Here is a 13,520-nt window from a genome sequence, read left to right as displayed (position 1 = left end):
GCGTACCGTTACTGCGCGTCAAAGATGCCGAAACGCTGGGTGACATCTGCTAGCAGATGTGACAAACCGGGCGCTGGTGGGTACAACAAGGGGCGGCTACGACGGCGACGCATGACCCGGAACGGGAATCTTTACCGCCGACCGGACGTTGACCGGATGACGACGACAGCGACACCTGTCCTGTGGGCGACAAGCCCGGGAGGCACGATTCATGAGTGAGCGAGCTCTTCGCGGCACGCGCCTCGTGGTGACCAGCTACGAGACGGACCGCGGCATCGACCTGGCCCCGCGCCAGGCCGTGGAGTACGCATGCGAGAAGGGGCACCGGTTCGAGATGCCCTTCTCGGTCGAGGCGGAGATCCCGCCGGAGTGGGAGTGCAAGGTCTGCGGGGCCCAGGCACTCCTCGTTGACGGCGACGGCCCTGAGGAGAAGAAGGCCAAGCCCGCGCGTACGCATTGGGACATGCTGATGGAACGGCGCACCCGCGAGGAGCTCGAAGAGGTCCTTGAGGAGCGCCTGGCCGTTCTGCGTTCCGGCGCGATGAACATCGCGGTCCACCCCAGGGACAGCCGCAAGTCGGCCTAGTTCTGCCGGGACCGGAACCCGATACGCACAACAAGAACCGCGGGCGCCGTACGTTCAAGTACGGCGCCCGCGGTTCTTCGCGTGTGTCCGGGGCGCTCGGTGTGCGTCCGGCTCAGTGGGTCAGCGGCGGACGCGGCTCCGGCGGGGTGTCCCCCGGCTCGTCCCTGACGACCTCACCCTGCACGACCTTTCCGTCGGGCCGGTGAATACGAGCCTGCTGGAAGGCGTCGCCGAGGGTGCCGGGGCCGGCCTGGCGGAACCTGCGCTCCAGGGAGCGCTCCGCATACCGGCTCAGCCCCTTCTGCACCGGCGGGACCAGCAGGAGCAGGCCCACCACGTCCGAGATCAGCCCGGGCAGGACCAGCAGCAGGCCGCCGAGCATCATCAGACCGTTGCCACCGCCGCCCTCGGCGGGGGTCCCGCCGTTCTGCAGGGCCTCGTTCAGCTTCTGGAAGGCGCGCCTGCCCGCCCGCTTGATCACCACCGAGCCGAGCACGACGCCGGCGAGCAGGAGCAGGAACACGGTGAGGCCGCCCGCCGCGCCCGCGACCACGGTCAGCAGCCAGATCTCCAGCACCAGCCAGGCGGCGATGCCGAGCGGCAGGAACCTGCGCAGCCGGGAGCGCCGGGGCCGGGCGGGATGCGTGGGAGTCGGAGCGCCAGTCGTCATGCATCCAGTGTGCCTGGCCCCGGCTCAGTGCGGGATAAGGGGATGATCAACGGGGCTTGTGCGGCGTAGGGCTACGACGGCGGCGTCTGAGACGGCTTGGTCGGCTCCGCGGGCGGCGTCCGGGACGGCCCGGTCGGGTCGCTCGGCTCCGCGGGCGGCGTCCGGGACGGCTTGGTGCGGTCCAGCAGCTTGCCGACCCGCTCCTTGGCGCCCCAGGTCGTGACCCGCCACAGCGCCTCCACGAGGATGTCGCGGCTCATCTTGGAGTCGCCGTGCTCACGCTCGACGAAGGTGATGGGCACCTCCACGACGTGATAGCCGGCCTTCACCGCGCGGCGGGCGAGGTCGACCTGGAAGCAGTAGCCCTGGGAGGCGACGTCGTCGAGGCCGAGGCCCTCCAGGGTCTCGCGGCGGAAGGCGCGGTAGCCGCCGGTGATGTCGCGCAGCGGCAGGTCGAGGGCCATGCGCGAGTAGAGGCTGCCGCCGCGGGAGATGAACTCCCGGCTCTTGGGCCAGTTGACGACCCGTCCGCCGGGCACCCAGCGGGAGCCGAGGGCCAGGTCGGCGCCCTTGAGCGCGGTGAGCAGACGGGGCAGTTCCTCGGGCTGGTGGGAGCCGTCGGCGTCCATCTCGATCAGGACTCCGTAGCCCTTCTCCAGGCCCCAGCGGAAGCCCGCGAGATAGGCGGCGCCAAGCCCCTCCTTGCCCCTGCGGTGGAGCACCTGGACGTGGTCGTCCTCGGCGGCGAGTTCGTCGGCGAGCTTGCCGGTGCCGTCGGGACTGTTGTCGTCGGCCACGAGAACGTGCGCCTCGGGCACGGCGCTGCGCACCCGGCCGACGATGGCCTTGATGTTCTCCGCCTCGTTGTAGGTCGGGATGATCACCAATGCCGTGCCGAGCGGGCCGAACCGCCTCCCTGAGTCCCGCGCCTCGCGGGTCTCGTCGCCGTCGTTCACTGCTGCCCCTTCGTGTCCGTCCGCAGACGTCCACCATAGTGGCCGCGGCCTGCTATGACGTGACATCCCGTTCGTATGGTGGTGTCGATTCCAGAAGAACGGGGTAGGGCTCAGCTTTTCGGATCATGTGTCCTGCGGATGGGGGCCCGGCGCCCTTCGGGCCGACCTGGGGCCCGCTGGCTGCGGGTCGACCGAAAGCCGTTGTCTACTGAGCGCCCGGGCCCCACCCGGGGTCACACCTCCCCGACCGGCCGGAACGTTCCCTCGCCGCGGCGCGGGCGCTGAGCCTGGCTCCCAGTGGCGGTGCCCCGGTGCGGCACACCGTCCCTGACCCAGCGGCGCTGAGGCGAGGACCTGAAGGTTTTGTCGTTCCCCGGTCGGGCGTCCGGTGGTGGACTCGGCAGAACCTACCGGCCCGCTGCCGTCGGCTGTCAACAGTCGTTTGACCTGCGATTCTTTCCTCAACTGCCTGGTCAGCGCGGAGGATGCGCAGGTCGTGCGAGGCGACGGTGACGCACGATCGGCCGCACGAGGGCGCGGGAGATCACTCGCCCGGCCGTACGAACACCGTCCGTCCGCCGACCACCGTGCGCAGACAGACGGGCAGGTCACGGCCGGGTGTCAGGTCGGGCAGGCCGGGGGTGCCGGAGCGGGGGTCGGTCGACCAGCGCGCAACCCGGTCGTCCGGCGCCTGGACCACTAGTTCACCGGTGCGCCATACGGCGTAGTCGGCGGGGGCGCCGGGGACCAGGACGCCCGCGTCGTCCCGGCCGACCGCGCGCCAGCCGCCGCGCGTGTGCGCGGTGAACGCGGCCCGGACCGAGACGCGGTGCTCGGGCGTCTGATGGAAAGCGGCCGCGCGGACCGTGCCCCAGGGGTCCAGGGGGGTGACCGGGCTGTCGGAGCCGAAGGCGAGGGGCACACCGGCCCGCAGCAGGGCCGCGAAGGGGTTCAGGGCGCGGGCCCGGTCGGTACCCAGGCGCCGTACGTACATGCCGTCCTCGCCGCCCCACAGCGCGTCGAAAGCCGGCTGGACGGAGGCGGTCAGGCCGAGCTCGGCGAAGGCCGCGATCGTCTCGGGGGTGAGCAGCTCGGCGTGCTCGACGCGGTGGCGGGCGGCGCGGATGCGGGCGAGGCCCAGCTTCTCGGCGGCGGCCCGCACGCCCTCGACGACCGCGGTGACGGCGGCGTCGCCGATCGCGTGGAAGCCGGCCTGGAGGCCCGCCTCGGTGCAGGCGGCGACGTGGGCGGCCACGGCTCCGGCGTCGAGGTAGGCGATGCCGGTGTGGTCGGCGTCGGCGTAGGCCTGGTGCAGACAGGCGGTGTGCGAGCCGAGGGCGCCGTCGACGAACAGGTCCCCCGCCGCGCCGGCCGCGCCGAGGGCCCGGGCCTTGTCGACGTCCTGTTCCGCCCAGTAGCCGACCACGCGGGGGCCGGGCTCCTCGGCGGCGAGCCGCAGCAGGCCGGTGAAGTCGTCCTCGGAGGAGATGTCCGGGCCGCCGCACTCGTGGAGGGTGCCGATGCCGAGGGAGGCGGCGTGGGCGAGGGCGGCGCGCTGGGCCTCGACGCGCTGTGCGGGCGTGACCGCGCCGAGCGCTGTCGCCCGGACGGTGTGGTGGGCGTCGGCGGTGAGCGGGCCGTCCACGCGCCCCAAGGACGTCATGTCGAGCAGGGCCGTCGTCACGACCGCCGAGTGGACGTCGATGCGCGACAGGTACAGCGGGCGCCCCGAGGCGGCCTCGTCGAGCTCGGCCCGCGTCGGGGGGCGGCCGCCGGGCCAGCGGGAGGAGTCCCAGCCGTGGCCCAGCAGGACGCGGTCCTGGGGGCGGGCGGCGGCGAAGTCCCGTACGAGGGCCAGGGCCGCCTCCAGGGATGGGGCGGCGGACAGGTCGAGGCCGGTCAGGGCGAGGCCCGTGGCGGTGGTGTGCACATGGGCGTCGGTGAAGGCCGGGGTGACGAGCGCGCCGTCCAGATCCACGACCTCGTCCACGCCGTCCGCGAAGGCGTCGGCGGCGCCTTCCGAGCCGACCCAGGCGACCTGGCCGTGCTCGACGACCATCGCCGTGGCGAACGGGTCGGCGGGGCTGTGGACTTCTCCGCGGCGGAGCAGGACGGTCTTCGGCTCGGACTCGGCGGTGCGCTCACTCATGGGGGACAGTCTCCCGCCTCGTGCCGGCCGTCCGACACGCAGGTGGGGTCAGATACGGGGCGGCCGTGCCTCGTAGGGGGTGGAGAGCACCACCGTCGTCCGCGTGGAGACCCCGGCCAGCGACCGCAGCCGGGCCAGCAGTTCCTCCAGCTCGTGCGGGGTGGCCACGCGCACCTTGAGGATGTAGTTCTCGTCGCCGGCGACGCTGTGGCAGGCCTCGATCTCGGGCACGCCGGCGAGGCGGTCCGCGATGTCGTCGGGTGCGCTGGGGTCGAACGGTTTCACCGAGATGAAGGCCGTCATGGGCAGCCCCACGGCCTCGGGGTCGACCACGGCGGCATAGCCGCGGATGACGCCACGCTGCTCCAGCCGTCGCACCCGCTGGTGCACGGCGGACGTGGACAGGCCCGTGGCCTTGCCCAGATCGGTGTAGCTCATCCGCCCGTCCTTGACGAGCAGCTGCACAATTTGTCGGTCCAGCTCCTCCATGGCGCAAGAACCTACAGTGCGTCTGATCTCCTCGGATACCTGAGCGGCCCAGGTCATGCCCGGTTTGTGATGTGACCGCGTGAAGTCTGTGAGCCGCCTGGGGGACAAACCGGCCGCGCCGGGCACCTGCGCGCGGCATGTGACGAACGCCACAGCTCTCGGGCGACCTCTGTGATGTTGCCGTGATTACCGCCAAGACGTGGCGGGAAGTGCTTGCTGTGGTCGAGGCCGCAGTGCCTGAACGGCCCAGCCCGAGGGGGAGAATCCCATGCAGAGTCTTAAGCGCCCTGGTCGTACCGCACCCAAGCGCCCGCAGCTTGTCGTCGAGCCCGAGCCGGAGGGCGTCGAACCCGACGTATCCGACCTCGCCGACGACGAGTTCGACGCGTACGACACCTTCGAGATGTACCGGGTGATCTGCCCGGACTGCGCGCAGCCCATCGCCCTGCTGGCGGACGAGGAGGTCCTGCCGGAGCACGCGCTGTGCGTGTCGCCGTGGAACCCGTTCGGCCTGACGGTGTGCGCCGGAACCGGCCGCCGTGCCGCCGACGCCCGCTCCGCGGACGAGTCGGCCGAGCCCCAGGAGCAGGACACGGCCCTGCTGCTGACGCTCCCTCAGGGGCTCGACTGGCGGACGCAGCCCTTCTCGCACGTCGGCGGCCCGGGCTCGCGCCCGATGCGGGTGCCCGCGATGCGGAACCAGGCCGCCTGAACGCACCGCGAAGCGGTCACTCAATCCCAGTAGCTGCCCTGCACCATGGCTCGCAGACTGCCGTGGTGCAGGATCAGTGTGTCCGGGTCCGCCGGGACGGCGACTTCGCCGAAGTGGGCCTGGCGGTAGGCGATCCGCAGCATCACGACGCCGTGCCGCAGGGCGGCGTACAGCGTGTAGAAGTCCATGTCGCGCGGGGTGTGGCCGGTGAGCTCCGCATAGCGGGCCTCGACCCGGTCACGGCGCAGGAAGTCGGGCAGGCCGCGCTGTCCGAAGGCGACCGTCAGGTCGTGGAAGAAGCGGTGCAGATAGACGGTCCAGCCGAGGTCGACCTCGCGCGGAGCCAGTGCCGCCATCTCCCAGTCCAGGACGGCCGCGGGTTCGAACCCCTTGTAGACGACGTTCCCGATCCGCGCGTCGCCCCAGTTGAGCACCGGCGCGCCCGGTTCCCGCGGCCAGAGTTCCTCCAGGCGGTCGAAGGCGGCCTCGATCAACGGTGAGCGGGCGAGACCGTCAACCACCCATTCGTAGTACGCACGTTGGGCGGCGACATGCCGGCGCAGCGCGTCGCCCTCACCGGGCAACGCCAGGAACTCGGCGTCCCGCACGGGCACTTGGTCATGCAGCCGGGCCAACAGCCCCACCGTCGCCGCCTCCAGCCGCGCGCGCTCCTCGTCGCTCGCCGCGTGCAGCCAGTTGCCCTCGTAGGTGTACGGCATCACGTCCGGCGGGACGCGCCCCTCGACGCGCTCCATGACGAAGAAGGGCGCCCCGAGCGGGCCGGCGTCCTCCTCCAGCCACAGCACCTTCGGCACGGGCACGTCCGTGCGTTCGGCGACGACACGCATCGTCCGGTACTGGCGCGGCATGTCGTACACCGGGAAGACGGTGTACGCCGCCGGATCCGCCGCGAGCCGCAACGCACAGCCCCGCACCGGGGGTTCGGGGTGCTCGATGTCGAAGAGCAGGGTCTCGCTGGACAGGCCGTTCGACGCGGGGACGGTGACGCCGACCGCCTTGGCGCCGGGCAGCCGGGTGCCGAGCCAGGCGGTGAGGCGGTGGGCGATCTCCTCCGGGTCGCGGGTGGTGGTGCGCGGGCGGGGTGCTGTGGCTGCCATGAGGTGAACCCCCTACGGTGCGACCGACGTGAAGTCCGTGAAGCCGCTCGGGTCGTGCCGCCCGAACGAGCCGTGCTCGAAGATGCCGTGGCCGACCTGTCCGTCCAGGTGGAAGCGCGCCGCGTGGTCGGTGACGCCGTACGCGGTCAGGGGGTGCGCCTCGGTGAGGTCGTAGGTGCGCCGGTCGACCCAGCCGCGCCCCTGCCAGGTGCCGTGCTGCCAGTCGTCGGCGGGCGGGTAGCCGGCGCCGATGGCAAGCGGGGAGGAGGTGAGGACCTCCACCTCCAGTTCCTGGGGCTTGCGGACGTCGCCGAGATGGACGACGGCGCGTTCGGGGTGGCGGGTGCCCGGGCGGTAGGTGATCTCGGCCTGGGGCCAGCCGAGTTGGCGGTCACGCCGGCCGGGGCGGACCAGGGTCGCCTCGTTCAGTGAGCGGTGCCCGTCCGCGTCCTCCTGGACGATCACCATCAGGAACCGGTCCTCGAACCGGACCGGGCACCAGATCCAGTGGAAGCCCTCGGTCGGGTGCTCCTCGGCGAGCCGTCCACCCTCCTCCCCCGGTACGGGCCGCACGCCCCAGCTGCGGTCGCGGGTGCCGGTCCACTCGGCGGCGGTGACCCGGAACTCCTCGCCGGCCGCGCGGATCACGCCTGCCACGCTTCCCGCCTGCACGAACCGGCGCCCTTCGAGGGTCAGCCGGTCACCGCGGCGCTGGAGGTGATGGGGTTCCCACAGGGCCGGGAAGTCGGCGGTCCAGGTCAGGTCGTACGACAGGGAGTCGTCCTCGCCGACCAGCCGCAGTCGGCTCAGCGGCCGCTCGACCTCGATCCTCAGCGGTCCGACGGCGAGCCGCATCCGATCGTCGCCGAGCGCGTCCGAGGCCCGTACCGCGTGCAGGGTGTCGCCCACGCGCAGGGTCGCGTAGGAGTCGATCACCCCGAGGTTGGGATACACCCCGAGGCCGAGGATCAGCAGGGCTCGCCCCCGGTGGTCGAGGACGTGGAAGATGCAGCGGTCGTAGGCGTTCCGGTCGCCGGTCGCGACATGCTTCATGGACAGCGGGACCTGGTGCACGGGGTACTCGTCGAGCGGTACCGGGCGGTCGTCGTCGGCCACGGGAAACCTCCCTGGAGGCGGGCTGGCCTGACGGTACGTCAGGCAACCTCGGGTGGCCAGAGAAGGAACCGGACGCCCGCGAACGCACGCCCGATTCCGTCCATCGGTGACCTGCCCGGTCGCCCCCGCGTTCCCCTGGTATGACCCCCACATATTCAACGACCGGGCGTCAGCGACGCATCTTCGTGCCACCACCCGCAGAATCGGTTCCGCAGCCCCCTCCGCCGCATCGGGCCCCGCCGCCCCAGCCGGCGCCGCCGCAGCTCCAGGACCCGCCCATCTACCGTGATCTGCTGCGGACCTGGGCCGACCGCGGCCGCACCCTGCCGGGCCGCCACGACCCGGAGTGGGTCCGGCTGGCGGCGCCGACAGTGCGGCCGGGGCAGTTCAGCGCCCCTCGGGACCCGCGAGGTGACGGGCGATGACCATGCGCTGGATCTGGTTGGTGCCCTCGACGATCTGGAGCACCTTGGCCTCGCGCATGTAGCGCTCGGCCGGGAAGTCGGCGGTGTAGCCGTAGCCGCCGAGGATCTGGACGGCGTCGGTGGTCACCTTCATCGCCGCGTCCGTGCAGTGCAGTTTGGCCATGGCCGCCTGCTTGGCGAACGGCCGGCCCGCGTCCCTGAGGCGCGCGGCGGCCAGGTACAGCGCGCGGCCCGCCTCGATCTGGGTCGCCATGTCGGCGAGCATGAAGCGCAGCCCCTGGAAGTCGGAGATCGGCCGCCCGAACTGCCGCCGCCCGGTGGCGTACGCCACGGCCTCGTCCAGGGCCGCCTGGGCCACCCCGATCGCACAGGCCGCGATGCCGAGCCGCCCGGAGTCCAGCGCGGACAGGGCGATCGCGAAGCCCTGCCCCTCCTCGCCGAGCCGCCGGTCGTCCGGGACCCGGACGCCGTCGAAGTGGACCTGCGCGGTCGGCGAGCCCTTCATGCCCATCTTCTTCTCGGGCGCGGCGCCGCTCAGACCCGCCGCGTCACCGGGCACCAGGAAGGCGGTGATCCCGCGCGGGCCGTCCTCGCCGGTGCGGGCCATGACCGTGTAGAAGTCGGCGATGCCGCCGTGGGTGATCCAGGCCTTGGTGCCGGTGATGACCCAGTCTTCGCCGTCCCGTACGGCCTTGGTGCGCAGGGACGCGGCGTCCGAACCGGACGAGGGCTCGGACAGGCAGTAGGCGCCCAGCAGGCCCCCGCCGAGCATCGCGGGCAGGTGCTCGACCTGCTGCTCCTTGGTGCCGTAGGCGGCGAGCGCGTAGGAGGCCAGCGTGTGCACGCTGACGCCGAGGCCGACGGTGAGGCGGGCCATGGCGAGCTCTTCGAGGACCTGGAGGTAGACCTCGTACGGCTGGTCGCCGCCGCCGTACTCGGCGTCGTAGGGCAGGCCGAGCAGGCCGGATTCGGAGAGCAGGGTGAAGACCTCGCGCGGGAAGTGTCCGGCGTCCTCCTCCTCGGCCGCCTTCGGGGCGATCTCACGCTGGGCGATGTCGCGGACGAGCGAGATCAAGTCCCGGGCCTCGTCCGTGGGCAGTTGACGGTCCACCGGCTGCGGGGCGTGGTCGGGCATGGCGACGCTCTCCTCCCTGTCGGGCACATCGACGGGTGTGCGCCTTGGGTGGGGCGACTCCGCCGGGTCTGACTGATGTCGGCCGATGCTCGCTCTCCCGGGTCTCGGAAGCGGCTGACCAGCGGCTGCGCGCTGTGAGTATGCCCGATCGCAGGCATCCCGTCACCAGTTAACGACCGCTTACTCCAAGAATAATCCACGGGCGAACGGCGAGGTCGCCAAATTGGTCCGAACCATTGACCGCACTGGTCTAGTCCTCCTACTGTGCGGACCAACGCTTTACCGCGTTCATGCCAATCGGCGCGCGTTCCCCTCTCCCCCACGAGGAGACACCCGATGCACACTTCGCACCGCCCCCGTGCCCGGTTCCGATCCCTGATCTCCGCCGCGTGCGCGGCCGTCCTCGGCGCCGGGCTGCTGGCCGGCGCGGGCACGGCCACCGCCAAGTCCTCCGCCCCGGAGGTGACCGCCGGCTCCAAGGTGATCGGCTACTTCACCGAATGGGGCACCTACGACCGCAAGTACTACGTCAAGAACATCGAGACGTCGGGCTCCGCGGCCAAGCTCACCCACATCAACTACGCCTTCGGCAACGTCACCGGCGGCAAGTGCGTGATCGGCGACAACTACGCCGCCACCGAACGGACCTACACCGCGGCCGAGTCGGTGGACGGCGTCGCCGACACCTGGGACCAGCCGCTGCGCGGCACCTTCAACCAGCTGCGCGAGCTGAAGAAGAAGCACCCGAACCTCAAGGTCCTGTGGTCCTTCGGCGGTTGGACCTGGTCGGGCGGCTTCGGCGAGGCGGCACGGAACCCGGCCGCGTTCGCCCAGTCCTGCTACAACCTCGTCGAGAACTCCAAGTGGGCGGACGTCTTCGACGGCATCGACATCGACTGGGAGTACCCCAACGCCTGCGGCGCCACCTGCGACACCAGCGGCCGGGCGGCCTTCAAGAACCTGATGCAGGCCCTGCGCGCCAAGTTCGGCACCGGCAACCTGGTCACCGCGGCGATCACGGCCGACGCCACCGCCGGCGGCAAGATCGACGCGGCGGACTACGCGGGCGCCGCCCCGTACGTGAACTGGTACAACCCCATGACCTACGACTACTTCGGCGCCTGGGACGCCACCGGCCCGACGGCTCCGCACTCACCGCTCAACTCCTACGCGGGCATCCCGAAGGCCAACACCTACACCTCGGCGACCATCGCCAAGCTCAAGGGCCTCGGCATCCCGTCCGCCAAGCTTCTGCTCGGCATCGGCTTCTACGGCCGCGGCTGGACCGGAGTCACACAGTCGGCGCCCGGCGGTACGGCGACCGGCCCCGCCGCGGGCACCTACGAGCAGGGCATCGAGGACTACAAGGTGCTCAGGACCAAGTGCCCGGCCACCGGCACCGTGGGCGGCACGGCCTACGCCAAGTGCGGGAACAACTGGTGGAGTTACGACACCCCGGCGACCATCGCGACGAAGATGACGTACAAGAACCAGCAGGGTCTGGGCGGCACGTTCTTCTGGGAACTGAGCGGTGACACCGCAGGCGGTGAGCTGATCAGGGCCATCAACTAGCCCCCGCGAGGGGGGACTTGGGGCGGGGGACCACGAGCTCCCGCCCCTTCGTCACGCCTCCCGGCGGGCGGGCGGCGGGGCCGGGTGGGCGGGGTCGAGCTCCTCGATGGCACGCATGGCGCCGCCCAGCGTCTTCACCAGCAGCTCGCGCATGGTGTCGCGGGAGAGCGTGGGGCGGTCGATCCAGTCCAGGGCGGCGCCCTCGACGCTGCACACCCAGGCCACCAGGCCCATCCGGGCCAGCGGGGAGAGGTCGGCACGCCCGTACGCGCCCTCGGCGATGGTCGTGACGATTGCCTCGCGCACACCGTCCCGGATGGCGTGCACCTCGGCGTCGAAGCCGACGCCGCCGCTGACGATCGTGCGGTAGGCGGCCTGGTTGTGCTCGGCGTAGCGCAGATAGCTGTCGATCGTGCGGTGGACCCGGTCCACCGGGGGCAGTTCGACGCCGCTGCCCGCGTAGGTCACGAGGTCGGCGACGGAGTCCTGGATGATCGCCAGGTAGTAGCCGCGCTTGGACTGGAAGTAGTAGTAGATCAGCCCCTTGGCGACATGCGCCTGCCGGGCGATGTCGTCCATCGAGAGCGCGTCGTAGGAGATGTCGGCGAACAACCTCCGCCCGATGGAGATGAGTTCGGCACGGCGCGCCGCCGACCGCTCGGTGCCGCGCGCCCGGGGACGGGGGACGGCATCGTGCTGCTGACTGATACTCAATTTCGACCCTGGTCTCCAACGGGCGGCGGGACATCCGCAGTATGACAGGTCAAATACGGGGTCGGGCCACGGTGGACGGGGCGTTGGTCAGAGCAGGCCCAGCTGGGTCGCAAACATGGCGACGACCACGACGAGGACCCAGCCCATGACGTGCTCCAGGACCTTCGGGCCGTCGTCCTTGGGGCCGCCGGTGCGGACGCGTGCGGCGGTGGCTGAGTTCGCGGTCATGGCTTCTCGCTGACGTCGTGCGTGCGGGACGGAGCCCCGTGTCGTTCTGTCCACCTTGCCACCCGGCAGGGCATTTGCGGCGGAGACCTTGGTCACAGCGAACGGCCCCCGCCGCTGCCCCGCGAGGGCCGTTCGCCCCGGCCGTCAGCGCACGCCGACCGCCGCGAGCGCCGCGCACTGGCGCACGCTCGGACGGGCGGGGAAGTACAGATAGCAGACGCCGCCGGTACCGGAGACCACCTTTCCGGTGGAGTTGTACCGCTTTGTCCTCAGCCAGATGTTCTCGAACTCCCGCCGCAGATACACGCGCCGCACCGCCTCGTTGCTCGGCGAGGCCGGGTCGTTGGCGATCACGTCGCCCTCGGCGGTGAAGCCGATCACGGTCATCAGGTGCCCGGAGGTGCCGTAGCCCGCCCCCGTGAGCTCCTCCCTGAGGAAGGACTGGGACGTTATGGCCGGGATGCCGGCCGCGATCAGCGTCTCCAGGTCGGTCAGCGAGGCGAGCCGGGTGACCACGCCCCGGAGGTCCTTGAACGTGGCCGCGTAGGCGGCGTTGAACGGCCAGTTGCCGCAGCCCGCGTACTGGTAGTCGTAGGTGTACCGGGCCGCGTGGCACACCTGGGGGTCGGCGAAGGAGGGGTCGACCCAGGCCAGCTGCTCATCGGTGAGCCGGCCGCCCCAGTACTCGATGATCATCTGCGAGGAGGTGGGGCTGCACCAGGCCTCGCCGCCGTTGTCGTACTCGGGGTACTGGCCGACGTGGATCTCCTGCGAGTACCGCGGGACCGTCAGCTCCTGGGCGAGGCCGGGGGTGGAGGCCGGGACGGTGAAGCGGTCGGGGACGTCGGAGCCCATGGCGCCCACCCGCCACACGGTGGGGGTGATCCTCGCGCCGGGCTTGCGATAGAGCGTCAGCCGAAGCCGGTACGAGGTGAGGCGCAGCCCGGATGCCGTGTCGTCGATCGCGAAGGTGTCGGTCCAGATACTGCTCTTGCCGTCGCCCTGGTCGTCGACGGAGGTCCGCCTGATGTCCTCGTCACCCGCGGCCCACCGGCCCATCACGAACCACGGCGTGTCCGTGCCGTCGGAGTACGTCCCCCTCAGCTCGACCTGGATCCAGGTGCCTGCCGGGGTGTGCGCGTTCCAGGAGGCGATCGCCTCCGTCGAGGGCACGGTGAGCCGGTGCACCGGGGAGGTCCAGGTGGCGTACTCCCAGGTGGCGGTCTTGCCGGTGTGCGGGTCGGTGTAGTCGATGGTGCCCACCGGGGCGCCGATCACGATGCCGGGACGGGCGCCCGCGACGGCGCGGGTGCCCTTGGCGGAGCCGGAGCGCCAGTCGCTGTACGTCGTCCAGGCGCGGTTGTCGATCGTGCGGGCCGGAGCCTCGGCGGCTCCGGCGGTGTCCGTCGCGGGGCCGGCGGCCGCCGGGCCGGCGCCACCGGCCACCGCTGCGGCGACCGCGACGGCCAGAACGGTTCTGCGGGACGGCTGTTCGGATCTGCTCATGGGCGGAAGACCCCCAGGTGTCCGAGTCGGGGCAGGTCCAGTGCACGGTGTGTGCGCCAACTATGGACGCAGGCGAAGGCTCCTGCCAGCACTTCGGCCCATGCCGCGCCAGGAATATTGGCCTCGACCACTGGCATGCGCCGG

General features: G+C 71.4%; 13 protein-coding genes. 3 read left to right on the top strand and 10 right to left on the bottom strand.

Translation table 11 applies throughout. From position 1 onward, the window contains the following. The first annotated feature begins 211 nt into the window (after positions 1–211). Positions 212–586 carry an RNA polymerase-binding protein RbpA gene (locus AB0Q90_RS27760; protein WP_003977404.1) on the top strand — a complete coding sequence of 125 codons (375 nt, stop codon included), beginning with the start codon at positions 212–214 and terminating at the stop codon, positions 584–586. A gap of 112 nt (positions 587–698) precedes the next feature. Here AB0Q90_RS27760 and fxsA read toward each other — a convergent pair whose 3' ends face one another. The 4 genes from fxsA to AB0Q90_RS27740 all read right to left on the bottom strand — a co-directional run bounded on the left by fxsA (position 699) and on the right by AB0Q90_RS27740 (position 4,850). Continuing rightward, on the bottom strand, positions 699–1,256 hold the full coding sequence (gene fxsA / locus AB0Q90_RS27755) for an FxsA family membrane protein (protein ID WP_363164573.1): 558 nt from the start codon (positions 1,254–1,256) through the stop codon (positions 699–701). A 71-nt stretch (positions 1,257–1,327) separates the two neighbouring features. After that, the gene (locus tag AB0Q90_RS27750; RefSeq protein WP_363164574.1) at positions 1,328–2,212 is read right to left on the bottom strand and encodes a polyprenol monophosphomannose synthase; all 885 of its coding nucleotides are present in this window, start codon (positions 2,210–2,212) and stop codon (positions 1,328–1,330) included. Positions 2,213–2,756: 544 nt separating this feature from the next. Then, on the bottom strand, positions 2,757–4,361 hold the full coding sequence (locus AB0Q90_RS27745) for an amidohydrolase (RefSeq protein ID WP_363164575.1): 1,605 nt from the start codon (positions 4,359–4,361) through the stop codon (positions 2,757–2,759). A 48-nt stretch (positions 4,362–4,409) separates the two neighbouring features. After that, complete coding sequence (locus AB0Q90_RS27740; protein ID WP_004002750.1) at positions 4,410–4,850, bottom strand: Lrp/AsnC family transcriptional regulator; 441 nt, start codon at positions 4,848–4,850, stop codon at positions 4,410–4,412. 268 nt (positions 4,851–5,118) lie between these two features. Between AB0Q90_RS27740 and AB0Q90_RS27735 the strand changes: the two genes are divergently transcribed. Further along, complete coding sequence (locus tag AB0Q90_RS27735; RefSeq protein ID WP_363164576.1) at positions 5,119–5,562, top strand: hypothetical protein; 444 nt, start codon at positions 5,119–5,121, stop codon at positions 5,560–5,562. A 20-nt stretch (positions 5,563–5,582) separates the two neighbouring features. Here AB0Q90_RS27735 and AB0Q90_RS27730 read toward each other — a convergent pair whose 3' ends face one another. The 3 genes from AB0Q90_RS27730 to AB0Q90_RS27720 all read right to left on the bottom strand — a co-directional run bounded on the left by AB0Q90_RS27730 (position 5,583) and on the right by AB0Q90_RS27720 (position 9,356). Further along, positions 5,583–6,680, bottom strand: a complete 1,098-nt coding sequence (locus AB0Q90_RS27730) for a phosphotransferase family protein (protein WP_363164577.1) — start codon at positions 6,678–6,680, stop codon at positions 5,583–5,585. A 12-nt stretch (positions 6,681–6,692) separates the two neighbouring features. Further along, positions 6,693–7,733, bottom strand: a complete 1,041-nt coding sequence (locus tag AB0Q90_RS27725) for a hypothetical protein (protein ID WP_363164640.1) — start codon at positions 7,731–7,733, stop codon at positions 6,693–6,695. A gap of 450 nt (positions 7,734–8,183) precedes the next feature. Continuing rightward, the gene (locus AB0Q90_RS27720) at positions 8,184–9,356 is read right to left on the bottom strand and encodes an acyl-CoA dehydrogenase family protein (RefSeq protein WP_363164578.1); all 1,173 of its coding nucleotides are present in this window, start codon (positions 9,354–9,356) and stop codon (positions 8,184–8,186) included. A 336-nt stretch (positions 9,357–9,692) separates the two neighbouring features. On the opposite strand from AB0Q90_RS27720, the gene AB0Q90_RS27715 reads away from it, so the two are divergent. Beyond that, the gene (locus tag AB0Q90_RS27715) at positions 9,693–10,928 is read left to right on the top strand and encodes a glycoside hydrolase family 18 protein (RefSeq protein ID WP_363164579.1); all 1,236 of its coding nucleotides are present in this window, start codon (positions 9,693–9,695) and stop codon (positions 10,926–10,928) included. 51 nt (positions 10,929–10,979) lie between these two features. Here the strand turns inward: AB0Q90_RS27715 and AB0Q90_RS27710 are convergent, their stop codons facing one another. The 3 genes from AB0Q90_RS27710 to AB0Q90_RS27700 form a co-directional block, all read right to left on the bottom strand. Next, entirely contained in the window at positions 10,980–11,642 is a 663-nt protein-coding gene (locus AB0Q90_RS27710) for a TetR/AcrR family transcriptional regulator (protein WP_363164580.1), read from the bottom strand. An 87-nt stretch (positions 11,643–11,729) separates the two neighbouring features. Next, positions 11,730–11,870 (bottom strand): SCO1431 family membrane protein, encoded by a 141-nt coding sequence (locus AB0Q90_RS27705; RefSeq protein WP_363164581.1) that lies wholly within the window; start codon positions 11,868–11,870, stop codon positions 11,730–11,732. A gap of 144 nt (positions 11,871–12,014) precedes the next feature. Further along, positions 12,015–13,376 (bottom strand): peptidase C39 family protein, encoded by a 1,362-nt coding sequence (locus tag AB0Q90_RS27700; protein WP_363164582.1) that lies wholly within the window; start codon positions 13,374–13,376, stop codon positions 12,015–12,017. Positions 13,377–13,520: the final 144 nt, after the last annotated feature.

It is taken from the genome of Streptomyces sp. NPDC079141, from assembly GCF_040686775.1.
Classification (GTDB): Bacteria; Actinomycetota; Actinomycetes; order Streptomycetales; family Streptomycetaceae; genus Streptomyces.
Note: the sequence above shows the minus strand (reverse complement) of the source record. Positions and strands in the feature narration are given on the sequence as shown.